The following is a 22,864-nucleotide window of genomic DNA, read 5'->3' on the forward strand; positions in this document are numbered from 1 at the left end:
GCATAACAACGGATACCCTCATTGCCCAGCCGGCAGCGTGCCGGACACCAGCGCCATCCGACGCCGGATCTGCTCCGTCGCGCCGGTATCGCCCGCTGCCTTGGCACGCTGCTCCTGCACCCCGAGCCAGGTCAGCAAGGGTCGCCGCCAGCCCTGGCTCGACGCCGTGTCGACAGCGAGCGCGATGCCCTGCGGCGTCATGCGCCCGGCCTTGAACAGCGCCCCGGCCGCCACCATACGCGACAACGGGTCTTCGATCTTGTCCAGCGCCCCGCCGCCCACCACGGCGCGATGCTGCTCGGGCAGCAGCGCCACGTCCAGGCCTTCCCACTGCCCCGCCAGGTAGGCGGCATACGCGCGCTGGGCCGGCGTGGCGTCGGCGGCCAGCGCCGCATAGCCCGGGCACTCCTCGAACACCAGGCTGGCCGCCTGCGCCGCGCAGCGCACCAGCTCCACCTGGGCCACGCGGTCTAGCCGGCCGGTGGCAGCCGTCTCGCGCCGCGCCTCGCGGAATTCGGCCTCGGAAGCCGCCGTGTGCCCCTTCAGGTAGTCGTCGACCGACGCGTCCAGGGCGCCCTTGGCGTTGGCTTGCCAGTCCGGCGGCAACGGCTTGCTGGCGCAGCCGGCCAGCACGGCCGCAATGCATACGTATGCGATCTTCATGGAAGCTTGATCTCCTGGCTGCTGCGCGCGAACGGCCATTTGCGGTTGATTTCTTCGACCAGGCGGTTCACCTTGCGCAGGCTGGCGTCGACTTCGCCGCGCAGCGCGCCCAGGTCTTCGGTGGCCGCGCGCGTGTTGGCGCCGACCGCCTGGGCCTCGACCAGCACCGCGTCGACCTTCTTCAGCGTGGCGCTGGCGTCCTGCAGCACCACGTCCAGCTGGCGGATCGCGGCTTGCGTGTCGTCCATCACGCCGGCCTTGCCGAACACGCGCTGGTCGGCCTTGGCCAGGATGGCGTTGACCCGGTCCAGCGCCTCCATCAGCTTCTTCGCCTCTTCGTCGCCGCCCAGCGCGCCCCCCAGCACCCCGTAGCGGCCCGACATGCGGCCCGTCACCGCCGACAGGTTGGCCAGGCTGGCGTTGACGTCCGAGCCGGAGGCGGTCATGGTTTCCAGGTTTTCCAGCAGCGCCCTGGCGGTGGCGACGATGCGCGGGATCTCGGCGGTGGCGTCGCCGCGCAGCACGGTGCGGGTGGAGTTCGGCGGCAGCGGCGCGTCGGTCAGCACCCCGGTATAGGCGCGCAGGCGGGTCTCGCCGACGATGCTCGACTCGAGCGTGAACACGCTCGAGGCGCGCAGCCACTTGGCGTCCTTGCTCTGGACGTCGACCGTGATCTGCACCTTGCCGTCGTCGCCCAGGTCGACCTGGCGCACGCGCCCGATCGGAAAGCCCGCGAACGTCATGTCCATGCCGGGGATGACGCCGGACGAATCCTCGGCCACCAGGGTCAGGCGCTGGGTCGGCTCGAACACGCCGCGCGCGTACATCACGTACAGCACGAAGGCCGCGATCAACAGGCCGAGCATCACCAGGACGATCGCCGCCTTGGCTTCGACGTTCTTCGGCTCATCAAGAATGGATGGATCAGGAGTCAGGTCCGGCATGTAGTTCTCGTTCCAGGATTCAGATGTATTTCAGGGCCAGCGAGCCGGCCTCGATCACGATCAGCACGAACAGCAGGCGCAGCGCGCCGGGCTGCACGGTGGTGGCAAGGGCGCGCGGATAGCGCTGCAGCTCGAGCACGGCGGCGGTCGGGATCAGGGCCACGGCCAGGCCGAACAGCACCGTCTTGAGCACGAAGCCGGCCGTCACCACCGGCGCGAACACGCGGCCCACGGTGCGGGTGTAGTCGGGAATGCCCCAGGGCGACAGGCCATACACGTTCAGGTAAGCCAGCAGCAGCACGATGATCGAGGTGACCATCGCCAGCGAGAGCACCGCCACCGCATTGGCGATCAGCTGGGGCACCAGGTCGCGCCGCACGCGGCGCAGGGCTTCGTCGCTGGCGGCGCGGATCGACAGGCCCGAGCGCGCCAGGCCCAGGGCCGAGGCGTCGAAGGCCATGCTGGCGCGCAGCGCCACGAACAGCGCTGCCGACAGCGGGATCAGCTCCAGCACCAGCACCCGCACCACCATCTCGAGCGCGAGGCCGGACAGGCCGTAGCTCCTGGCCGTGACCAGCACGATGCGGATGATGACCAGGCTGACCAGGCAGGAGGCGAGCGTGAACCAGGGCAGCACCTGCCAGGTGCTGGCGTGGATGTGGCGCGCGGTGGCATGGAAGCTCGCGCGGCGCCAGGTGGAAGGCGAGAGCGCCGTGACGACGGCGATCGCGCCCAGGTGGATCATGTACCACCAGCTGCGCAGGTAGCGCGCCAGGTAGGCGGGCCACAGGGTCGGTTGGGCGATGGGCGGGATCGTTCGCGGCATGGGCTGAATGATACTTCGGTTACAGGCAATTGCGCGGACCCGTGACAAATGATTACGTTCGCACGGTCCGCGGCGGCAAGGCCGGCGCCCTGCTGCGCCCTATTGCCTGCGCGCCTCCATCACCCCCGAGACCTCCATGATCGCCGCCAGCGCCTTCTGCGCCTGCGCCGTCGACCCGATCTCCGCCGTGAACACCATGCGGGCCTGGCCCCTGGCGCTCTGGGTGTTCACCCCGATCACATTGATCTTCTCGCGCGAGAACACCTCGGAGATGTCGCGCAGCAGGCCCTGGCGGTCTTGCGCCAGGATGAACAGGTCGACCGGATACACGGTCTCGAAGCCGGCCGTGCCCCACTCCACCTGGATCACGCGCTCGGGCGACTTGGCCTGCATCTCGGCGAAGTTCTTGCAGCTGAGGCGGTGGATCGAGACGCCCTTGCCGCGCGTGACGAAGCCGACGATCGGGTCCGGGGGCGCAGGTTTGCAGCACTTGGCCAGCATCGTCATCAGGCCCTCGGTGCCCACCACCAGCACGCCCGACTTGGCGCCCTGCTCCACGCTCGAGGCGCGGCTCTTGTTGACCACCGCCGCGTCTTCGACCGGCGCCGGCTCGGCGTTCTCGTGCAGCGCGGCTTCCACGTGGCGCAGGCTGAATTTGTCCTTGCCGACCTCGATGAACAATTCGTCCACCTTGGCGAAGCCCAGCTTCTGCGCCAGCAGCTCGAGGTTGACCGCGGTCTTGCCCTCGCGCTGCAGGGATTTCTCGACCAGCGCCCGGCCATGGGCCAGCGTTTCGGCCATGTCCAGCGCATGGAACCAGGCGCGGATCTTGGACCGGGTGCGGCTCGAGACCGTGTACTCGGGACTGAGCCAGTCGCGCGACGGGCCCTGGCTGCCGGCGCCGCCCTTGGCGGTGATGATCTCGCAGGTCTGGCCGTTCTTGAGCGGGGTGTTCAGCGGCACCATCACGCCGTCGATCTTGGCGCCGCGGCAGCGGTGCCCGACCTCGCTGTGCAGGTGGTAGGCGAAGTCGATCGGCGTGGCGCCGACCGGCAGCTCCAGCACCCGCGCCTGCGGCGTGAGCACGAAGATGCGGTCGTCCAGGCTGGCCGCCTTGAGCTTCTCGACCCATTCCTTCTGCTGCTCTTCCTGGCCGGCCACGGCGTCGGCCACGTCGGTCTTCCAGGCCAGCAGCTGGCGCAGCCAGGCGATCTTCTCGTCGTACTGCTGGCTCTTGAAGTTGGACCCGCCCTCTTCCTTGTAGCGCCAGTGGGCGGCGATGCCGTACTCGGCGAAATTGTGCATCTCTTGCGTCCGGATCTGCACTTCCAGCGGCCGGCCGTCGTCGGCCGTCACCACCGTGTGCAGCGAGCGGTAGCCGTTCGGCTTGGGACGCGAGATGTAGTCGTCGAACTCCTTCGGCACCGGGGTCCAGATATTGTGGATCACGCCCAGCACCGTGTAGCAGGTCTTGACGTCCGCCACGATCACGCGGAAGGCGCGCACGTCATACAGCTCGGAGAAATCGAGCTCCTTGCCGCGCATCTTGCTCCAGATGCTGTAGATGTGCTTCGGCCGTCCCGAGACGTCGGCCTTGATGCCGGCCGCCGCCAGCTCGCTTTGCAGGCGCGCGATCGACGAGGCCACGAAGCTCTCGCGCGACATGCGCTTTTCTTCGAGCATCCTGGCGATGCGCTTGTAGGTGTCCGGCTCGATGAAGCGGAACGCCAGGTCTTCCAGCTCCCACTTCAGTTGCCAGATGCCGAGCCGGTTGGCCAGCGGCGCATAGAAGTCCAGCACCTCGCGGCCATAGGCGCGCGTGACCTCGTCGAAGCGCTTGTGTTCGGCGAAGTGGCGCAAGGTGGCGGCGCACGAGGCCAGGCGCATCAGGACCACGCGCATGTCGGTGGCCATCGCCAGCAGCATCTTGCGCAGGGTTTCGTTGTGGGCCGCGGCCTGCTGGGCCGCGTTCTTGCCGCTGCCCACCGGCGCCTGGCCGACGGTCAGGTCGCGCAGGCGGATCAGCTGGTGCACGCCCTGCACCAGCGCCGCCACCTCGGGGCCGAAGCGCTCCTCGATGCGCCCGAAGGTGGACGGATCCATCAGCGCCAGCTCGAACAGCAGGCCCGCGATGCGGGTCTCGGCGTCGGTGTTCAGGTAGGCCAGGGTGCCGGCCGCGCCGAGCGAGAACTCGAAGGCGCCCTGGCCCGACGAGGCGACCCGCTCGCCATAGCTCGCGGCCGCGTAGTCGAGCGCCGCGTGCACGCGCGCGCAGTCCTCCTGCCCCAGTCCCTGGACCAGGCCGCTGTTGACGTCGCCCAACAGGGCGGTCGATACCATACGACGGTTCTGCCTTAGCGCAGGGCGGCGACGACGCAGACCTCGACCAGGCAGGCGGGGTTGGCGAGCCTGGCTTCGACGGTCGCGCGCGGCGGGGTATGGCCCTGCGCCACCCACTCGTCCCACACGCTGTTCATGCCGGGGAAGTTGTCCATGCTGGAGATAAAGATCTGGCAGGAGAGGATGCAGGTCTTGTCGCTGCCGGCCTCGCCCAGCAGGCGGTCGACGTGGCCCAGCACCTCGCGCATCTGGCCCTCGATGCCCTGGCTGGTGTCTTCGGCGATCTGGCCGGCCAGGTAGACGGTTTCGTTGTGGATCGCCACTTCGGACAGGCGCTTGCCTACGTGCAGTCGTTTGATTTCCATGATCTCTTTCTTCTAGGTTTGTGAGGAACCGTTCAGGTCCGGATTAATAATTCAGCCGATCAAAAATTCACGCGCGATCGCGATCTGGTCGTCGTGCACGAAGGTCGGCGCATGGCCCACCCCGGGGATCTCGACCAGGCGCGGACGCGGTCCGCGCTGCGTCATCTGCTGCGCGGTCGCGCGCGACAGCAGGTCGGACTGCTCGCCGCGCACCAGCAGGGTCGGGCAGCGGATCGCGTCCCAGGCCGCCCACAGCGCGGCCTCGTCCTGGGCGGCCCCTTCCAGGGTGATGGCCCGGAACGGCTGCGCCAGGTGCAAGTCGTAATGGCGTTCCCACTGGCCGTCCTGCCCCTGGCGCAGGACGTCGGCCGCCAGCTTGCGCCATTCGTCGTCGGAGTGCGGGCCGAACGATGCCGAGACCGTTTTCACGAACTCGGCCCCGGCGGCAAAGCTCGGAAAGCGCAGGTCCTGGCCGATGTAGTCGCCGATGCGCCGCAAGGCGGCGCCATCGAGCACCGGACCGATATCGTTGAGCACGAACTTGCGTATCGGGCTGCCCTCGAGCGCGGCCAGCGCCATGCCGATCAGGCCGCCCATCGAGGTGCCGAACCAGGCCACGTCCTCGCTATCGGCCCCACCCCGGGCGCCGGCAGTGATGCGCGCGATCAGGGTCACCATGTCGGCCATGTATTGCGGCACCGTGTAATAGGCCGGATCGCGCAGGCGCTCCGAGCGCCCGCGCCCGACGATATCCGGGCATACCACGCGATAGTCGTCGCACAGGGTGCGCGCCAGGTGGTCGAAATCGTCGCCCACGCGGGTCACGCCGTGCACGCAGACCAGCACCTTCGGATTGTCCGCGTCGCCCCATTCCTTGTAGGCGACGCGGTGCAGCCCGGCGGGCGAGCTGCACTGGACGCTTTTTAATCTGGGTTCAGACATCGTGACTCCGTCATGACAATATGTAGCCGCCGCTTCGCGGCGCTCTGCAAATCACCACCGCGATGGCGTTGCGATTAGAATTCTACCAATTCTGAGGAAGTTCCCCCGATCACCTTCATATAGAGGACACAATGAAATCCACCATGCTAAGTGGCAAAACGGCTCTCGTCACCGGTTCGACCTCGGGCATCGGGCTCGGGATCGCGCGCTCGCTGGCCGAACAGGGCGCCAACATCGTATTCAACGGCTTCGGCGACGCCCAGCAGATCGAGAAGCTGTACACCGACATCGGCGCCGAGTTCGGGGTGCAGACCGCCTACCACAACGCAGACATGTCCAAGCCAGGAGAGATCGAGGCCATGATGGCATACGCCACCGAGAAATTTGGCGGGGTCGACATCCTGGTCAACAATGCCGGCATCCAGCACGTGGCGGCGGTCGAGGACTTCCCCATCGAGAAATGGGACGCCATCATCGCCATCAACCTCAGCTCGGCCTTCCATACCACCCGCCTGGCCCTGCCCGCGATGAAGCGGAAAAACTGGGGCCGCATCATCAACCTGGCCTCGGTGCACGGCCTGGTCGGGTCGAGCCAGAAATCGGCCTACGTCGCCGCCAAGCACGGCCTGGTCGGCTTCACGAAGGTGACGGCGCTCGAGACGGCGCAGACCGGCGTGACCGCGAACGCGATCTGCCCCGGTTTCGTGCTGACCCCGCTGGTGCAGAAGCAGGTCGACGACCGCGCCGCGCGCGAGGGCCTGGACAACGACGCCGCGCGCAAGGCCTTGCTGCTTGAGAAACAACCGTCGGGCGAATTCGTCACCCCGGAAGAACTGGGCGCGCTGGCCGTGTTCTTCTGCAGCCCGGCAGCCGACCAGGTGCGCGGCGTGGCCTGGAACATGGATGGAGGCTGGGCTGCGCAGTAAGCCCGACCTGGCCGGCGCCGCCGCCGCCCAGGGCGTGGATGCGCTCAGCCGCCTGCTGTCGCTGTTCACCCTGCGCACCTCGCTCGACATCCGCTGCGCGCTGGCCGCGCCCTGGGTGCTGGAGCAGCCGGCGGCCAGCGCCGGCGTCGCGCCCTATCACCTGATCGTCGAGGGCGAAGCCGCGGTCGACACGCCCGGCGGCGAACGGGTCAGGCTCGCCGCCGGCGACATCGTCGTCTTCCCGCAGGGCGGCGCCCACCGGCTGCATGCGGGGACGCCGGAACAGGCGCGCGCCCTGGTGGACGTGCCGGGCCCGGCGCCGCTGCGCTGGGTGTCGAATGACGGCGCCGGCGCGCCGACCGGCATCCTGTGCGGCCAGTTCGTGTTCGACGATGGCGCGCGCCGTGTCCTGCAGCCGGCGCTGCCCGCCATGATCGTCGTTCACGCCTCTTCACGTCCCGACTTCGCCGGCCTGCTCGCGCTGGTGACGATGCTGCGCAGCGAAGCCGACAGCGCACGGCCCGGCGCCGCGGCCGTGGTGGCGCAGCTGTCCGGAGCGCTGTTCACGCTGTTGCTGCGCGCCTGGCTCGACGACGGCCCGACCACCCCCGGCCTGCTGGCGGTGCTGGCCGACCGCCGCCTCGGCCCCGCGCTGCGCCTGATGCTGGCGCAACTGGAGCGCTCCTGGCTGGTGGAAGAACTGGCGGCGGCCTGCTTCATGTCGCGCGCCACCTTCGCGCGCCTGTTCCGCCAGCTGGCGGGCACGACGCCACTCGACGCCCTTGTGCAGTTGCGCATGATTCAGGCCGCCCAGTGGCTGGCGCGCGACACGCGGCCGGTCGCGGCGATCGGCGAAGCGGTCGGTTACCAGTCCGAGGCGGCCTTCAACCGGGTCTTCAAGCGCAGCTACGGCGTGGGGCCGGGCGCCTGGCGGCGCGCGGCATTGGCCGCCTCGAGCTAGTCATTTTCCTCTGCCCGACCTGGGCATGGCAAACACGCCACCTGCTGCGCTTGCCTGCCGCACCGCTGCGGTGCGTGGTCATCCGTGATGCCCTGGTGCAGTGCAGCATGCGGATTTCCACAATAGCTTGCCGGGAACGATTGCTCCAACATGGAACAACCACCAACCTCGTTGAAGAGTTGCCATGAAGAAGCCTTTTTATAAAGTACTGTATGTCCAGGTGCTGATCGCCATCGTCCTTGGCGTGTTGCTGGGGGTGTTCTACCCCGAACTGGGCACCGCGATGAAGCCTTTGGGAGACGGCTTCATCAAACTGATCAAGATGATCATCGCCCCCGTGATCTTCTGTACCGTCGTCGCCGGCATCGCCGGGATGCAGGACATGAAGAAGATCGGCCGCGTCGGCGGCAAGGCGCTGATCTATTTCGAAGTCGTGTCGACCTTCGCCCTGGCCATCGGCCTGGTGGTCGCCAACCTGGCCAAGCCGGGCGCCGGCTTCAACGTCGATCCGGCCCACCTCGATTCGAGCTCGATCGCGCAATACACCACCAATGCGCATGCACAGACCACGACCGAGTTCATCATGCACATCATCCCGAATACCTTCGTGGATGCTTTCGCTACCGGTAATATCCTGCAGGTCCTGCTGATCGCGATCCTGTTCGGCTTCGCGCTGTCGATGATGGGCGAACGCGGCCGTCCGGTGACCAAGTTCATCGACGACATTGCCCACGTGATCTTCGGCATCGTCAACATCGTCATGAAAGTCGCGCCGATCGGCGCCTTCGGCGCGATGGCCTTTACCATCGGCAAATATGGCCTGGAATCGCTGCTGCCGCTGGCCAAGCTGATGGGTTCGTTCTACCTGACCTGCGCGCTGTTCGTGTTCGTGGTGCTGGGCGCGATCGCCAAGTTCACCGGCTTCTCGATCTTCAAGTTCATCAAGTACATCAAGGAAGAACTGCTGATCGTGCTGGGCACCTCGTCGTCGGAAAGCGCGCTGCCGAACCTGATGCGCAAGCTGGAAAAGCTGGGCTGCTCGAAGCCAGTGGTCGGCCTGGTCGTCCCGACCGGCTACTCGTTCAACCTGGACGGCACCAATATCTACATGACGATGGCAGCGCTGTTCGTGGCGCAGGCGACCAACACCGACCTGACCCTGACCCAGGAACTGACCATCCTGCTGGTGGCGATGCTGACCTCGAAAGGCGCATCGGGCATCACCGGCGCCGGCTTCATCACGCTGGCCGCGACCCTGGCCGTGGTGCCGACGATCCCGGTGGCCGGCATGGCCCTGATCCTGGGCATCGACCGCTTCATGAGCGAAGCGCGCGCCCTGACCAACTTCATCGGCAACGGCGTCGCGACGGTCGTGGTGTCGAAGTGGGAAAAGGAACTGGATTCGGCGCGCATGGACGACGTCCTGAGCGGCCGTGTGCATGTCGAAGACCAGAACAGCCTGAAGGAAGTGCGCGAAGCGGCGTAATCCCAATCGCTGCCCACCCTGAAAACCGTGTCCTCGTGACACGGTTTTTTTATGCCCGCAAGCAGTCTGCTATATTGCGGCCATCCCGATCGACGACCGCCCTGCGGGCTCCACGATGCACATCGCCGCCACACCCGACAACGAAGCCGCGCGCCTGGCCGCGCTGTACGAGCTCTTGATCCTCGATACCCCGCCCGAGGAACGCTTCGACAGGATCGCGCAATTCGCCGCCGCCGAGTTCGACATGCCGATCGTGCTGGTCACGCTGGTCGACGCCGATCGCCAGTGGTTCAAGGCGCGCGTGGGCATGCCGGTGTGCGAGACGGGGCGCGACGTGTCCTTCTGCGCGCACGCCATCCTGCGCGACGAGATCATGGTGGTCGACGACGCGCTGCACGACCCGCGCTTCGCCGACAACCCGCTGGTGACGGGCGCGCCTCATATCCGCTTCTATGCCGGCGCCCCATTGGCGCTGCCATCCGGCCCGCGCCTGGGCAGCCTGTGCCTGATCGACCGCCGTCCGCGCACCCTCGATGCGATGGAGCTGGCGATCCTGGGCACCTTGCGCGACCTGGCGCTGATGGAATTGACGAACACGGTGGAGCACGCCGATGGCTGAATCCACACAGATTTTGCTGGTGGAACCGGAGCCGATGCTGCGCCGCACCGTGGCGATGACCGCGCGCAGCCTGGGGCTGAGTCAGGTGCACGAAGCCGCCAGCATCGAGGCCGCGCGCCGCATGCTGCGCGCACGCGCCTTCCACGGCGCGGTGATCGCGGTCGACTGCGTCGGTCGCGGCGGCGAACGGCGCTACGACCTGAGCCTGGTGGACGAACTGCGCGCCGGCGGCGCGGCGAACGGGACGATCCCGATCGCGATCATGGCCGAGCAGGCGACCGCCGAACTACTGCACGAGCTGCGCGACCGCAGGATCAGCCGGGTCATCCTGAAGCCGTTCCGCGCCAAGGTGCTGCTGGAAACGATCGAGCAGTTCGGCGCCGCCGGCAAACCGCGGCCCGGCCTTCCCCAGCGCCCGGCCTGAGCCGGCGTTCATTTTATTCAGCCTGCATCGCCACCCACACGGATTAGTGTAGACATCTCGATCTAGACAGGATAATCTAGATTCATCCTGAACAGACGAGGTCATGCCATGCCGCGCTCCCCCGACGCTCCCAAGCCCACGCCCGCCGAACTCGACCTGCTGCAAGTGCTCTGGCCGCTCGGCGCGGCCACCGCCAAGCAGGTGCACGAGGCGATGCTCCCGCAACGTCCCGACGTCACGTATGCCACGGTCTTGCGCCTGATGCAGGTCATGCACGGCAAGGGCTTGCTCAGCCGCGACGAGAGCGAACGTTCCCACGTGTATGCGCCCGTCCATGAACGCGACGCCCTGCAGACCAATCTGCTGCAAGACCTGATGCAGCGCGCCTTCTCGGGCTCGGCCAAGGCGCTGGTGCTGGCCGCGCTCAAAAGCGGCATTTCGAAGAAGGAACGCGACGAGATCGAACAGCTCCTGAAAGACGAGGACAAGCGATGAGCGCATTCGAGATCGTCAACAGCATCGGCTGGACGCTGGTCCATTTCAGCTGGCAGGGCGCGCTGGTCGGCGCCCAGACCGCCCTTGCCCTCGCCCTGCTGAGCAAGGCGCGTCCGCAGACGCGCTACCTCGTCGCCTGCGCCGGGCTGCTGTTGTGCGTGGCATGGCCGGCGACCGAACTCTACCTGCGCCTGAGCGGCGATGCCGGCGCCGGCGGCGGCTTCGCGATCGTGCTGGCAGGCGCCGCGCAAGGCGTCGCCGAGGACGGCGGCTGGAGCGGCCTGTTCCAGCGCAACCTGGCCTGGATCGTGGGCGCCTGGGCCGCCTGCGCGCTGTGCCTGGCGCTGCGCATGATCGCAGGGCTGTTGTGGGTGCGGCGCGCGGCGACGCGGGAAGGCCGCGATCCGGCATGGCAGGGGCGCGTCGACCGGCTCGCCGCGCAGTTCGGCCTGGCGCGGCCGGTCCGACTGCGCATCGTCGGCGGTTTGTCCAGCCCGGTCACCGCCGGCTGTGGCGCCCGGTCGTGCTGGTGCCGGCATCGCTGGTGACCACCATGCCCCCGCACCTGCTGGAAGCGCTGCTGGCGCATGAACTGGCGCATATCCAGCGCCACGACTACCTGGTCAACCTGTGCCAGAACGTCATCGAATCGCTGTTGTTCTACCACCCGGCGGTCTGGTGGATCTCGCGCCGCATCCGCGTCGAGCGGGAACAGATCGCCGACGCCATCGCGGCACGGCAGCTGGGCGAACCACGCCGCCTGGCCCTGGCCCTCTCGGAACTGGAAAAACTCCAGTTCTCCACCCACCACCTGGCCCAGGCGGCCAACGGAGGAGATCTCATGTCACGCATCAAACAACTGGTACGTCCCGATACCGAAGCGCTGAACTGGAAAGCCGCGATCCCGGTGCTCGGATTCCTGCTCGCCGGGCTGGCTGGCTGCGCCCAGACGCCGGCATCGACCGCGGCGACGGCCAACGCGAACAGCATCGTCGATCTCCCGACGGTGAAATTCGACTCCTGCGAACGGCCGAAGTACCCGGCCGAGGCGCTGGCGCGCAATATCGAGGGCACGGTGACTCTCGGCTTCCTGGTCGGCGCCGGAGGGGCCGTGCTCGAGACCACCTTGCGCAAGTCGAGCGGCGACAGCTCGCTGGACGAGGCGGCCCGCACGGCGCTGGCCAAGTGCACGTTCAAGCCCGGCACGGTCGATGGCAAGCCGACCGAGCAGTGGACCGAGGTGCAGTACGTCTGGGTATCGAAGTGAGCGCAGCGGTCCGCGTCGTACGTCGCCTCGTCGGCCTAGTCGTGCCGTGCACGAGCAGGCTGGGCGCCGCAGCGGTCGATTTCACCTTTGAGCGTGCCCCGGGGCCGGTGTCGGTCGGATCCCAGGTTGAACGGGCGCGGCCGTCGAGGCAGCAGCCGACGCCTTCTTCGCGCTCAACTACGCGCCGCCGGGCGCACATATGCAGCAGCTCCGGGAACAGCCGGCCGCGCCGAGCAGCGGCTGCAGGACCTCGAGAATGACATGCATAAACTGGCAATATTGCAGTGATAAGCTATCATTTTGCCTGAGCCCGTGAATAGGAGTGGATCTTGATGCGTGAGTCGTTGTTCAAATGGCGCAATACATGCCGTCCGATGCTGGCGTCCGGATTGGCGGTGGCGGCCCTGGCCGGCTGTACCCAGACGGCGCCGGTCAATCCCTTCGCCGCGATGCCGGACAGTGTCACCACCGAGCCGGTCGCGAATTTCAAATCCTGCCGCAAGCCGGAGTATCCCCCGCAGGCGCTGGCCGCCAAGGCCGAAGGTACGGTCACCCTCGCCTTCCTGGTCCGGGCCGACGGCACGGTGCGCGAAGCGGTGGTGCGCAAGACCAGCGGCAATGCCTCGCTCGACGAGACGGCGCGCGCTGCGCTCGCCAAGTGCCGGTTCCACCCGGGTACGGTAAACGGTGCGCCGAAGGAGCAATGGACCGAGCTGAAATACACCTGGGCGCCTGAATGAAGCCGAGCCTGGGTATGCCCGCGGCCTTTGGCGTGGCCGTCGCCGTCCTGGCCGGTTGCGCACAGGCGCCGGTGGTGGAACAAGCCGCCGCGAATCCGAACGCGGCGCAGCGGCCGGTTGTGGATTTCGCTTCCTGCCATCGACCGGTGTATCCGCCACAAGCTCTCGCCGACAGGATCGAAGGCACGTCGACGATCGGCTTCCTCGTCGGTCCCGACGGCAAGGTGATCGCATCGAGGGTCTATGCCTCGAGCGGCGACGCGTCGCTCGACGAGGCGGCCCGCAGCGCGATCTCGCAATGCGCGTTCAGGCCGCCGACCGACAAGGGCAAGCCGGTCCAGGCCTGGATTCCCGTGCAATACGTCTGGAAAATGGATTAAGCATCATTCGGCACGCTGTAACGACATAGGGCGTCAGAAACATCCAGCGCCCTTTGCCGTTCGACACCGCGCCGACTACAGCGCCGAGGTATCCAGCTCGCAGCCGGTGGCGGCCACGATCTCGTCACGGCTCACGCCCGGCGCCAACTCCACTACCTTGAGGCCGGTATCGGTCACATCGATCACCCCGAGGTCGGTGATGATGCGGTCGACCACGCCCACGCCGGTCAGGGGCAAGTCGCACTTTTTCAGGATCTTGTGGCTGGTGGAACCATCCTTGGCGGTGGCGACATGTTCCATCACGACCACCACGCGCTTGACGCCGGCGACCAGGTCCATCGCGCCGCCCATGCCCTTCACCATCTTGCCTGGGATCATCCAGTTGGCCAGGTCGCCGTGTTCCGACACCTGCATCGCGCCCAGGATCGCCAGGTTGATCTTGCCGCCACGAATCATGCCAAAGGAGTCGGCCGAGCTGAAGTAGGCGGAACCGGGCAGCGCCGTCACGGTCTGCTTGCCGGCGTTGATCAGGTCGGCGTCGACTTCGGCTTCGGTGGGGAACGGGCCGATGCCCAGCAGGCCGTTCTCGGACTGCAGGAACACCTCGATATCCTTGGGTACATAGTTGGCGACGAGGGTCGGCAAGCCGATGCCCAGGTTCACATAGAAGCCGTCCTGCAGCTCCCGGGCCGCGCGCGCGGCCATTTCATCACGAGTCCATGCCATGTTCTTGTCTCCGAATGTGTGTGATCAAGCGCGTACGGTGCGCTGTTCGATGCGTTTCTCGGGCGTCGGATTGTGGACGATGCGGTGCACGAAGATGCTGGCCAGGTGCACCTGGTCCGGATCGATCTCGCCGATCTCGACCAGTTTCTCGACTTCCACGATGCAGACCTTGCCGGCCATGGCCACGTTCGGATTGAAGTTGCGTGCTGTCTTGCGGAACACCAGGTTGCCGGCGCGGTCGGCCATATGGGCCTTGACCAGCGACACGTCCGGGAACAGCGCGTGTTCCATCACGTAGTGCTCGCCGTTGAACTCACGGGTTTCCTTGCCCTCGGCGACGATGGTGCCGTAGCCGGTCTTGGTGAAGAAGGCCGGAATGCCGGCGCCACCGGCGCGCAGCTTCTCGGCCAGGGTGCCCTGCGGGGTGAACTCGAGCTCGAGTTCGCCGGCCAGGAACTGGCGCGCGAATTCCTTGTTTTCGCCCACATAGGACGAAATCATCTTCTTGATCTGGCGCGTTTCCAGCAGCTGGCCGAGGCCGAAACCGTCCACGCCGGCATTGTTGGAAATGGCGGTGAGGTTCTTGACGCCCGAATCGCGCAGCGCCGCGATCAGGGCTTCCGGAATGCCGCACAGGCCGAAGCCGCCCACGGCGATGGTCTGGCCGTCTTGAACGATGCCGGCCAGGGCGGCGCGCGCGTCAGGATAAACTTTATTCATACCCGTCCCTTTTATAGGTTAAGCCAAAGCTCTTTTGTACTACTGAGTAGACTCTAAGCATAGAATACGTGACAACGAAGCACAATACCGTAGAACTACGGCCAATCCCAACACATAGCACGGCGAATGAAGACGGCTGTCGATCTGCATCAGATGAACCACCAAAACCCACAGAGTCCGGGCATCGACTATGAAATGATCTTCCAGCACGCGCCGGTCGGCATGTGCGTGTCGCTCGACCGCGTGATCCAGACCTGCAATGGCGCGCTGGAGGAAATGTTCGGCTATCCGCCGGGTCACCTTCAAAGCCTGTCGTTCAGCGTGCTGTACCCGACGATGGACGAATTCCTGCGTACCGGCGACCGCATCATCCCCATCATGAATACCCGGGGCCGCTATTCTGACGAGCGCATCATGCGCCGCGCCAGCGGCGAACTGTTCTGGTGCCACGTGACGGGCCGCGCACTGGACCCGGCCCAACCCCTGGGCGCCGGTGTCTGGACCTTCGAGGACGTCAGCGAAAAACGTCCGGTGACGGCGCAACTGACCCCGCGCGAGCGCGAGATCGCGGCGCTGCTGGTCGAAGGAAAGACGAGCAAGATGATTGCACGCGATACGGCCCTGAGCCCGCGCACGGTGGAAATGCACCGGGCCAGCCTGATGCGCAAATTCGCGGCATCGACGTCGTCGGAGCTGGTGCACAAGCTGGTGGGCGTGCGCGGATAGCGGCCCGTTCGCGCCGGGCGAATACGACGGCGCGTCACCGGTGGCCATGAAGGGCCGATGGCCCGCATTCACGCACAGGGGTTGAGCGCCGCGTCAGGACGAAGACCAGGGCCGCGATCCAGGCCGCCCCGGTCCAGCCCAGCAGCGCGCACCACAGGAAGACCCGGTCGGCGTGGGGATAGTCGCGCTTCATGGCGATCACGCCCGGCAACAGCAACAGATACACCAGGACCCCAAGGGACACGAGGGCGATGCGCAGGACGCACAACACGCCAGCGGCCAGCAGGACGATTCCGATACGCGCGACCCGGTTCATGCATCCCCCCCATACTGCTGGCGCAGCCGCTCACGCAAGGTCAGGAAAAAGGCCCCGCCGATGCCAAAGAACAGGCCGAGCACGACGGAGATGGCGACGATCGCCTTGCGCGAACCGGCCGGCTTCGTTGGCACGACCGCCTCGTCGACGATCCTGACGTTGCTGGAGCGGTCTCCGGCATCGACGTCGAGTTCCTCGGTCCGGCGCAGCACCGCGTTGTACAGGTCGGTCTCGGCCTTCAGGTCGCGCGCGCGGCGCTCGAGCTCGGTCGCCACGGCGGGGAGGCGCCCGGTGTCCGCTTCGAGGCCGGCGATCTCGCGACGCGCCCCTTCGAGCTGCCGGTCGAGCGCCAGCAGTTCCGGATGCTGGTCCCCGAAGCGCACGCCCAGCTCGGCGCGCCGGCGCTGCAACTGGGCCAATTGCTCGCGGGTCGAGGACAGCCGGCCCAGCGCCAGGCGCGTATCCTCGACGACGTCCGCGGCGCCGTGCTGGCGGCGGTAGGATTCGTAGCGCTCCTCGGCGGCGGCGACGCGCTGGCGCAGCCCGGGAAGGCGCGCGCGCAGGACGTCCATCGAGCCGGTCGACTCGCTCGCTTTCTGGCGATGCACATGCTCCATGTAGACGTTGCCGATCTCGTTGAGGACGGCCGTGATGCGGCGCGGCTCGGCGCCCTGGAGCCTCACGCTGAGGACGCCGGTATCCTTGCCGAGCTCGGCAATGTCCAGCCCGGCGTCGATCTCCTCGATCACGGCCGGCACCGAGCGCCGCGCCACCAGGTAGTCGGTGCCCGGCGCGCCCTCCAGTGCGTCGATCGTCAGGTGCACGCTGCCGCCGTCCAGCGCCGCCGCCAGCGGCGTGCCGACCCGGCCGACGACGGCGCGGGGGCCGTCCCCGGCGCGCAGGCTGTAGCGTTCCCGGTCGAGGCGCGTGACAAGGAGCGGCTGGTCGAGGAGCTCCGGGGGCACGGTCAGTTCGCTGACCCGGATGCGCTCGCCGCCCCAGGCATAGCCGCCGTACGGCGCCGGCGCCAGGCCGTGGCGCGCATTCCAGCGCGCCAGCGCCGTGCCGATCACCGGGAAGTAGCGCGGCTCGGCCACCACGTCCAGCCGCAGGCGCGTCGCGGCGGTCCCGATGACCGCGCGTGAGCGCAGCAGTTCGGCTTCGGACATGGCGCGCTTGTAGGCCGAACCCGGCGTCGTCTCGCCGAGCAGCGTGCGCGGTTCGGACGAGCGCATGTCGGTCACGTGGATGAGCAGGTTGGCCGTGTAGGACTGAGGCCGCGCCAGGGCATAGAGGGTGCCCAGCGCCGCCACCGACAGGGTGACCAGCACGATGAACAGCCGGTGGCGCACCATCACCCCGACATGTTCCGCCAGCCGGAATGGCACCAGCGCGGGGCCGGGATCGAACCTGTCCAACGGCGTGACTTCGGGTGTCAGGATTTCGTTCTTGCCCATGCTGTTCCCTCGGTTGGACCGGCACAGCGCACTGCTGTGCGGCTATTTAAGTGACCTGGCGCGTGACGGCAACCCTGCAATCACTACCCTAGCGCGATAAACACGTTCCTTGCTGAGCTAAATCAAGGCGACCCGTACCTCAGCAAGCCGTATAGGTGTTCGACGCGCCCTCGGCCGACGCTGACGCGGGTTCCAGGTGCCTATGCACACCCGCGACAGCGACATTCAGGCCGATGGCGGCCGCGCCGCGGCCGGCGCCACGCCGGGAACGGCGAACGGCGCGCACAGGCGGCGCAGCTCCCCCAGGCCGCCGCAGGCGGCGAACAGCGTCAGGGCCGCGGCGGCGTACACGCCCAGCTTGCCCCCGAGGGAGCGCCACGGGCCGGCGCCGAACGCCGGCGCGCACCATTCGGCCAGCAGGATCGCGGCTACGCAGGCGCCCAGCACCAGCCCCGCCAGCCGCAGCGGGAACATCGCGCGCCATGGCCGGCCCAGCACCTTCCCCACGGCGCGCGCATTGGCCAGTTCGCACAGCACGAAGGCGGCCACGCTGCCGAGCGCCGCCCCGGCCAGGCCGAACCAGTGCACGCCGGCCAGGCTCAGGGCGGCCGACAACGCCAGCCCGGCAAGATTGATCCGCAGCGCCAGCCGGCCCATGTCGAGCGCCGGCATCGCGAAGCCGACCGCCACCGACTGCAGCGCGACCAGCAGCAGGTACAGGCGCATCACCGGGACCGCCGCCAGATAGCGTTCGGTGTAGACCAGCGCCACGATCTCGGGCGCCAGCAGGAACAGCGCACCGGCCAGCGGCGCCAGCAGCAGCGTCGCCGCCCCGCTCCCCTTGAGCAGCAGCGCGTGCACTTCGGCGCGGGCGCCGCCGGCGAAGGCGCGGTTCAGGTGCGGCAGCATGGCGCTGTTGATCGGCTGGCGGATCAGCGAGGCGACCGGCAGCACCACCGCGCCGATGGTGAACGCGGCAAAGACGTGCGTGGGCAGGAGCGACGCGGCGATCCAGCCGTCGGCCTGGGCCCGCATCGCGAACAGGCTGCCGCCCGCGGCGAACGGCAGCGCATAACGCAGTTGCGCCAGCAGGCTCGCCGGCGCGCAGCGCAGGCGCGCTCCGCCAGGCCGCGTCAGGAAATAGGCGGCCAGCACCGCCAGGCGCAGCGCGGCATCGAGCACCAGCGCCGCCAGCACCCAGGCGATGTCGTGCGACAGGATCGCGGCCAGGGCCACCAGCGCGGTGCGCAGCAGCGCCAGCGCCAGCTCGGTGCTGCAATGCCACAGGATGCGCCCTTCGGCGATCGCCAGCGTGGTCGTGATCGTCAACAGCACCGACAAGCCCAGGTACAGCGCCGACAGGCCGTGCGTGGCCCCGTGCAGCGCGCGCGACAGGTCGCCCGCGAGCGGACTGGCCGGGCTCGCGAGCAGGGCCACCACCAGGCCCATGCAGGCCAGGTAGGCGAGCACGTTGCCGATCACCGTCAGTTGCCGCCCGCCGGCGCGCGGCAGGAAGTAGTACAGCGCCTGCGGCATGAAGGCCGGCGCCAGCGCCAGCGCCGTGCCCAGCATCAGGGTCAGGAAGCGGTACTGGCCGAACGTGTCGGCGTCGAGCTGGCGCACCAGGATCACGGGCAGCAGGAACTGCAAGGCGAATTCGACCATGCCGCCGGCGGTCAGGAACGCCGCCGACCGGCTCAATCCCATGGCGCGACCGGCGCGTGCCATGTCAGTCGCGCGCCAGGTCGATGAGTTCGCGCACGTAGGCGTCCACCATCCGCGTCAGCGAGAATTCGTGGATCACCTTGCGCAGGCTGGCGGCGCCGAACGCGCTCCGGCAGCCGGGATCGGCCATGCGCAGGATGCGGTCGGACAGCGCGGCCACGTCGGCCTTGGGATACAGGTAACCATTGCCCGAGTGCTCGACCTGCTCCGAGGCGCCGCCGACGTCGGCCATGATCAGGGGTTTACCCAGGGCCATCGCCTCGAGCGCCGCGATCGAGAATGTCTCGTTATGCGAAGGCACCACGATGACGTCGCACGAGCCGATGGCGAGCCGCACGTCGGCCAGCACGCCCGTGATCGCCACGTCCCCGGTCAGGCGCAGGCTGTCGATGGTGGACTCGATCGCCGGCCGCATCGGCCCATCGCCGATCATCAGGCACTTGGCGCAGGTGCCGGCCGTGCGCGCCATATGAAGCGCGCGCAGCAGGTCCTGGTGCCCCTTCTCCTGGCGCAGGATGCCGCAGACGCCGACCACGTAATCGTGACCCGCGAAGCCGTGCGCCCGGCGGAAGGCGCTGATCTGCGCCGGCCCGAAATCGTTCCTGAAGCGGCCGAGGTCCACGCCGTTGTGCACCACCTGCGAACTGCGCGCCCTGACCCGCTGGGTCTCCCAGTACGAACGCTGGTTCTTGCAGACGAAGACCAGCAGGTCGGACATCCACATCAGGGGCCGGTACAGATACATCTGCAGCCAGGCGCGCCGCGTGAACGGCTCGGTCGAATGCAGGATCTCGACCACCCGCAGGCGGCGCCGCGACAGCAGCCGCACCGCCCACGCATAAATCAGCGGATACGGGTTGGCGCAGACGACGATGTCGACCTCGCGCTGCGCCGCATAGTCCGCCAGCCGGCGCGCCGCGCCCAGGTCGAGCTTGTTGCGGGCGTTCAGGCAGAACGCCGACACCCGGCACTGCTCGTCGTCGAAGGCGCCCGGGATCTCGGCCTCGTCCTTCAGATAGACCAGCGACACCGAGAAGCGGCGCCGGTCGAGCGCCCGCGCCAGCGTCACCGCGTGGGTTTCGGCCCCGCCCACGCTGGCCGAGACGACCAGGAACATCACATGCAGCGGCCGTTCAGTTCCTTGTTCCATGGCAGACCTCCTCGAGTCCATCCAGATAGGGGCCGAGCACGTCCTGCTCGGCATAATGGCGCTCCATGTAGGAGCGGCAGCGCGCGCTGCGCGCGTGCCATTCGGCGCCGCCCGCTGCCAGCGTGGCGACCTGCGCCGCCATGTCGTCCAGCGTCGTTGCCGCATGGCCGAGTCCTTCGCGGGCGATCACGCCGTCGGGGTCGAAAAAAGCGACCGTGGGCGTGCCGTGGATCCAGGCTTGCAGGTAGGAGTTGGGAAAGCCCTCGCTGTCCGAGGTGTTGACGAACACCCGCGCCGCCGCATAGCGCTCGGCCATCCGGTGGTACGGCACGCGGCCGCTGAAGGACAGGTTGCGCAACAGCGCGGCCTGCGCCGCGATGCCGGCATACAGTTCGGCGGCGCCGGGCTGCTCGCCGCCGATCATGCAAAAGCGCAGGTGCGGCAGGCGGCGCGCCAGTTCGAGCAGCAGGTCGGGACGCTTGAACTGGCGCAGGTTGTTCACCCACAGCACGTCGATATCGCGCTCCACCGGCCCCGCCGCGGCCTGCACCAGCATGCGCGCGACCGTGCTGTCGCGCCGGTAGTTCTGCAGCATGGCGTCGCGCTGGCGCTGGGTCTGGACCAGCACCAGGTGCGCCCGCCGCAAGCCGTATTCGTACAGCTTGCGGTCGCGCCGGTACTTGATCAGGAGCGCATCCGGCTCGCAGTCGCTGTCGTGCGCGACCCGGAACACCAGCTTGCGGCCGTACTGGCGGCAGAACAGCGCCACCAGCCCCAGCTGCATGCCGGCGCAGCTCAGGTAGTACACGTCGGCGTCGGCGCGCCGCAAGGCGCGCCAGGTCTTGATCCAGCGTGGATACACGAAGCGCAGCACCGGCAGTCCGGCCGCCTGGCGGAACGCGCGATGGGTGACGATGCCCGACCAGCTGTGGTGGTCGGGCTGGCCGTAGTCGTACACCACCATGCTGACGTCGAAACCGCGCCGCACCAGTGCCCGTGCCAGCAGCGTCTGCTGGACCTGCTCGCCGCCGATCCCGTGCATATTGAATTCCTCGGCCAGCACCGGCAGGTTGTCCATGCCGACGAAACAGACTTTCATGCCCTCTCCTCCACTGCGGGCCGGCCGCGTACCGGCGCGTGCTGCGCAGCCGCAGGCTGCGCGGCCGCGCAGTGCGCACGGGCCAGGGTCCCGACGGCCGCGCCGTAGCACAGCCAGAAATACACATGCGTGAACGACGGCATGAAGCTGTCGTCGGTCAGGCCCTGGACCAGCAGCAGCAGGATGCAGGCCGCGCCGCCGCCGAAGAACCCGGCCAGCGCCGCGCCGCCGGCCTGGCGCGCCGCGCGCCGCAACAGTCGCCAGGCATGGGCGAAGAACAGCGCGGTCAGCACGCTGCCGACGATGCCGACGTCGAGCAGCGCGCCCAGGTAGGCGCTGTGCGGATGGCCCACCGGCAGGATCGTGCGCGCCTGCGCCGCCTGCGACCACAAGATGGATGCGTGGCCGGCGCCCAGGATCGGGTGATCGAGTATCTCCGGCAACAGCGGCAGCCAGATGGCGTCGATGCGGCCCGAGCTGAGCAGGTCGAGGTCGCCGCCGCCGATGCCGTGCAGCGCCCGCTGCGCCAGGGAATCGGACGACAGGGCCACGACCAGCGCCAGCGCGACCAGCACCCAGACCGGCCAGTTGCGTCCGCGCACGGTCGCCAGCGCATACAGGATGACCACCCCCAGCCCGAGAAAGGCGCCGCGCGAGAAGGTCATCAGGACGCCCGCCATCAGCACCAGGCAGGCCAGCGCCAGCGCGACGCGCGCCGTGGCGCGCCCGGTCGTCCCGAGGGCGCAGAGCGCCAGGGCCAGCGCCATGTTCAGCAGCAGGCCGAGCTCGTTCGCATGCAGGCCCAGCGCCGACAGCGAGCTGCGCGACTCCTGCTGCGCCAGGTCGGCGCCGGCGCTGGCGCCATGCAGCGCGAACAGGCAGACCAGCACAGCCAGCAGCACCGCCGACGACAGCACCGGCAGCAGCAGCCAGCGCGGGTCGCGCACGTTCGCCGCCAGCAGGCCCATGAACGCGCAGCCGGCGACGACCAGCATGGGCACGAACAGGCTCACCTTCAGGTAGCCCAGCGGGGTCGTCTCGACCACCACCTCGAGCACCCTGAAATATTCCGGGATGGCGCTTGCCGACCGGGCGCCGTTGAGGGCCGCGAACACGACCATGGCGACATAGGCCAGGAAGGCCGGCCGCCAGCGGGGATAGCGGATGCGCCAGGGATCGAGCGCATGGCCGCAAGCGACCGACATCAGGGTGAGCAGCATCACCAGGGCGACGATGCGCTGGCCGGACTGGCCGGCCACGCCTTCGGACAGGAACCAGGTCGGCACATAGGGCAGCAGGAAGGCCACCGCCACGGCCAGGACACGAAAATCGCGCATGCCGAGCAAGGCCACGACGCTGGCGCCGAGGACGGCGGCGGCGCGCACGCCGCCGAGGAACTCGCAAGCCATGCCGACCGCCAGCGCCGCACCCAGGCAGGCCAGGTACACGAGCGCCGGCCCGGCGGGCCGGGCCGCGCCGGGCGGACGCGCGGCGGACGCCGGGGTCGACGCCGCCAGAGGCGGCGACAGCGGTGGCACGATCGGATCGTTCATCGGCTCCTCGTCGG

Annotated in this window: 25 protein-coding genes; 11 read left to right on the forward strand and 14 right to left on the reverse strand. The window is 68.1% G+C overall.

Translation table 11 applies throughout. The features are described 5' to 3' along the window. Nucleotides 1–18: 18 nt before the first annotated feature. The 6 genes from ABIB42_RS02140 to ABIB42_RS02165 all read right to left on the reverse strand — a co-directional run bounded on the left by ABIB42_RS02140 (nucleotide 19) and on the right by ABIB42_RS02165 (nucleotide 6,080). Complete coding sequence (locus tag ABIB42_RS02140; protein ID WP_273028137.1) at nucleotides 19–663, reverse strand: hypothetical protein; 645 nt, start codon at nucleotides 661–663, stop codon at nucleotides 19–21. Next, nucleotides 660–1,607, reverse strand: coding sequence for an MlaD family protein (locus ABIB42_RS02145; RefSeq protein ID WP_005667404.1), 948 nt, complete (start codon nucleotides 1,605–1,607; stop codon nucleotides 660–662). Before ABIB42_RS02145 ends, ABIB42_RS02140 begins: the two co-directional genes overlap by 4 nt. Nucleotides 1,608–1,626: 19 nt before the next feature. Beyond that, nucleotides 1,627–2,433: an MlaE family ABC transporter permease gene (locus ABIB42_RS02150; protein ID WP_429247815.1), complete on the reverse strand. Its 807-nt coding sequence runs from the start codon at nucleotides 2,431–2,433 to the stop codon at nucleotides 1,627–1,629. 99 nt (nucleotides 2,434–2,532) lie between these two features. Beyond that, nucleotides 2,533–4,773, reverse strand: coding sequence for a RelA/SpoT family protein (locus ABIB42_RS02155; protein ID WP_429247816.1), 2,241 nt, complete (start codon nucleotides 4,771–4,773; stop codon nucleotides 2,533–2,535). A 14-nt stretch (nucleotides 4,774–4,787) separates the two neighbouring features. Next, complete coding sequence (locus ABIB42_RS02160) at nucleotides 4,788–5,138, reverse strand: RidA family protein (protein WP_005667398.1); 351 nt, start codon at nucleotides 5,136–5,138, stop codon at nucleotides 4,788–4,790. A 51-nt stretch (nucleotides 5,139–5,189) separates the two neighbouring features. Then, the gene (locus ABIB42_RS02165) at nucleotides 5,190–6,080 is read right to left on the reverse strand and encodes an alpha/beta fold hydrolase (RefSeq protein WP_429247817.1); all 891 of its coding nucleotides are present in this window, start codon (nucleotides 6,078–6,080) and stop codon (nucleotides 5,190–5,192) included. Nucleotides 6,081–6,223: 143 nt separating this feature from the next. Here ABIB42_RS02165 and ABIB42_RS02170 point away from each other — a divergent pair, with 143 nt between their 5' ends. The 10 genes from ABIB42_RS02170 (at nucleotide 6,224) to ABIB42_RS02215 (ending at nucleotide 13,378) form a co-directional block, all read left to right on the forward strand. After that, a complete protein-coding gene (locus tag ABIB42_RS02170; RefSeq protein WP_370662453.1) occupies nucleotides 6,224–7,006 on the forward strand; it encodes a 3-hydroxybutyrate dehydrogenase in 783 nt (260 codons plus the stop codon). Beyond that, nucleotides 6,984–7,967, forward strand: coding sequence for an AraC family transcriptional regulator (locus tag ABIB42_RS02175; RefSeq protein ID WP_429247818.1), 984 nt, complete (start codon nucleotides 6,984–6,986; stop codon nucleotides 7,965–7,967). Before ABIB42_RS02170 ends, ABIB42_RS02175 begins: the two co-directional genes overlap by 23 nt. A 184-nt stretch (nucleotides 7,968–8,151) precedes the next feature. Further along, nucleotides 8,152–9,453 (forward strand): dicarboxylate/amino acid:cation symporter, encoded by a 1,302-nt coding sequence (locus tag ABIB42_RS02180; RefSeq protein WP_005667392.1) that lies wholly within the window; start codon nucleotides 8,152–8,154, stop codon nucleotides 9,451–9,453. Nucleotides 9,454–9,568: 115 nt separating this feature from the next. After that, a complete protein-coding gene (locus ABIB42_RS02185; protein WP_219864365.1) occupies nucleotides 9,569–10,072 on the forward strand; it encodes a GAF domain-containing protein in 504 nt (167 codons plus the stop codon). Then, complete coding sequence (locus tag ABIB42_RS02190) at nucleotides 10,065–10,496, forward strand: response regulator (protein WP_005667388.1); 432 nt, start codon at nucleotides 10,065–10,067, stop codon at nucleotides 10,494–10,496. Before ABIB42_RS02185 ends, ABIB42_RS02190 begins: the two co-directional genes overlap by 8 nt. A gap of 108 nt (nucleotides 10,497–10,604) precedes the next feature. Beyond that, on the forward strand, nucleotides 10,605–10,991 hold the full coding sequence (locus ABIB42_RS02195) for a BlaI/MecI/CopY family transcriptional regulator (RefSeq protein ID WP_005667387.1): 387 nt from the start codon (nucleotides 10,605–10,607) through the stop codon (nucleotides 10,989–10,991). Beyond that, a complete protein-coding gene (locus ABIB42_RS02200; RefSeq protein ID WP_429247819.1) occupies nucleotides 10,988–11,539 on the forward strand; it encodes a hypothetical protein in 552 nt (183 codons plus the stop codon). The genes ABIB42_RS02195 and ABIB42_RS02200 overlap by 4 nt, the downstream gene beginning before the upstream one ends. A gap of 5 nt (nucleotides 11,540–11,544) precedes the next feature. Continuing rightward, nucleotides 11,545–12,258 (forward strand): M56 family metallopeptidase, encoded by a 714-nt coding sequence (locus ABIB42_RS02205; protein ID WP_429247872.1) that lies wholly within the window; start codon nucleotides 11,545–11,547, stop codon nucleotides 12,256–12,258. Between the two features lie 332 nt (nucleotides 12,259–12,590). After that, nucleotides 12,591–12,998, forward strand: coding sequence for an energy transducer TonB (locus ABIB42_RS02210; RefSeq protein ID WP_429247820.1), 408 nt, complete (start codon nucleotides 12,591–12,593; stop codon nucleotides 12,996–12,998). Further along, nucleotides 12,995–13,378: an energy transducer TonB gene (locus tag ABIB42_RS02215; RefSeq protein ID WP_429247821.1), complete on the forward strand. Its 384-nt coding sequence runs from the start codon at nucleotides 12,995–12,997 to the stop codon at nucleotides 13,376–13,378. Before ABIB42_RS02210 ends, ABIB42_RS02215 begins: the two co-directional genes overlap by 4 nt. A 75-nt stretch (nucleotides 13,379–13,453) precedes the next feature. Here the strand turns inward: ABIB42_RS02215 and ABIB42_RS02220 are convergent, their stop codons facing one another. Next, nucleotides 13,454–14,104, reverse strand: coding sequence for a 3-oxoacid CoA-transferase subunit B (locus ABIB42_RS02220; RefSeq protein ID WP_005667378.1), 651 nt, complete (start codon nucleotides 14,102–14,104; stop codon nucleotides 13,454–13,456). Between the two features lie 24 nt (nucleotides 14,105–14,128). Continuing rightward, nucleotides 14,129–14,824, reverse strand: coding sequence for a CoA transferase subunit A (locus ABIB42_RS02225; RefSeq protein WP_005667377.1), 696 nt, complete (start codon nucleotides 14,822–14,824; stop codon nucleotides 14,129–14,131). Between the two features lie 153 nt (nucleotides 14,825–14,977). Here ABIB42_RS02225 and ABIB42_RS02230 point away from each other — a divergent pair, with 153 nt between their 5' ends. After that, nucleotides 14,978–15,550, forward strand: coding sequence for a PAS and helix-turn-helix domain-containing protein (locus tag ABIB42_RS02230; protein WP_040776284.1), 573 nt, complete (start codon nucleotides 14,978–14,980; stop codon nucleotides 15,548–15,550). Between the two features lie 34 nt (nucleotides 15,551–15,584). Here ABIB42_RS02230 and ABIB42_RS02235 read toward each other — a convergent pair whose 3' ends face one another. The 6 genes from ABIB42_RS02235 to ABIB42_RS02260 form a co-directional block, all read right to left on the reverse strand. Next, a complete protein-coding gene (locus ABIB42_RS02235) occupies nucleotides 15,585–15,866 on the reverse strand; it encodes a superinfection immunity protein (protein WP_429247822.1) in 282 nt (93 codons plus the stop codon). After that, on the reverse strand, nucleotides 15,863–17,323 hold the full coding sequence (locus tag ABIB42_RS02240) for a GNVR domain-containing protein (protein WP_429247823.1): 1,461 nt from the start codon (nucleotides 17,321–17,323) through the stop codon (nucleotides 15,863–15,865). The genes ABIB42_RS02235 and ABIB42_RS02240 overlap by 4 nt, the downstream gene beginning before the upstream one ends. Nucleotides 17,324–17,548: 225 nt before the next feature. After that, a complete protein-coding gene (locus ABIB42_RS02245) occupies nucleotides 17,549–19,051 on the reverse strand; it encodes a lipopolysaccharide biosynthesis protein (RefSeq protein ID WP_429247824.1) in 1,503 nt (500 codons plus the stop codon). Nucleotide 19,052: 1 nt separating this feature from the next. Then, nucleotides 19,053–20,198 carry a glycosyltransferase gene (locus ABIB42_RS02250; protein ID WP_005667368.1) on the reverse strand — a complete coding sequence of 382 codons (1,146 nt, stop codon included), beginning with the start codon at nucleotides 20,196–20,198 and terminating at the stop codon, nucleotides 19,053–19,055. Beyond that, nucleotides 20,182–21,297 carry a glycosyltransferase family 4 protein gene (locus ABIB42_RS02255; protein WP_429247825.1) on the reverse strand — a complete coding sequence of 372 codons (1,116 nt, stop codon included), beginning with the start codon at nucleotides 21,295–21,297 and terminating at the stop codon, nucleotides 20,182–20,184. Before ABIB42_RS02255 ends, ABIB42_RS02250 begins: the two co-directional genes overlap by 17 nt. Beyond that, the gene (locus ABIB42_RS02260; protein WP_429247826.1) at nucleotides 21,294–22,850 is read right to left on the reverse strand and encodes an O-antigen ligase family protein; all 1,557 of its coding nucleotides are present in this window, start codon (nucleotides 22,848–22,850) and stop codon (nucleotides 21,294–21,296) included. The genes ABIB42_RS02255 and ABIB42_RS02260 overlap by 4 nt, the downstream gene beginning before the upstream one ends. Nucleotides 22,851–22,864: the final 14 nt, after the last annotated feature.

The organism is Massilia sp. UYP32 (assembly GCF_050434365.1).
Taxonomy (GTDB): domain Bacteria; phylum Pseudomonadota; class Gammaproteobacteria; order Burkholderiales; family Burkholderiaceae_D; genus Telluria; species Telluria timonae.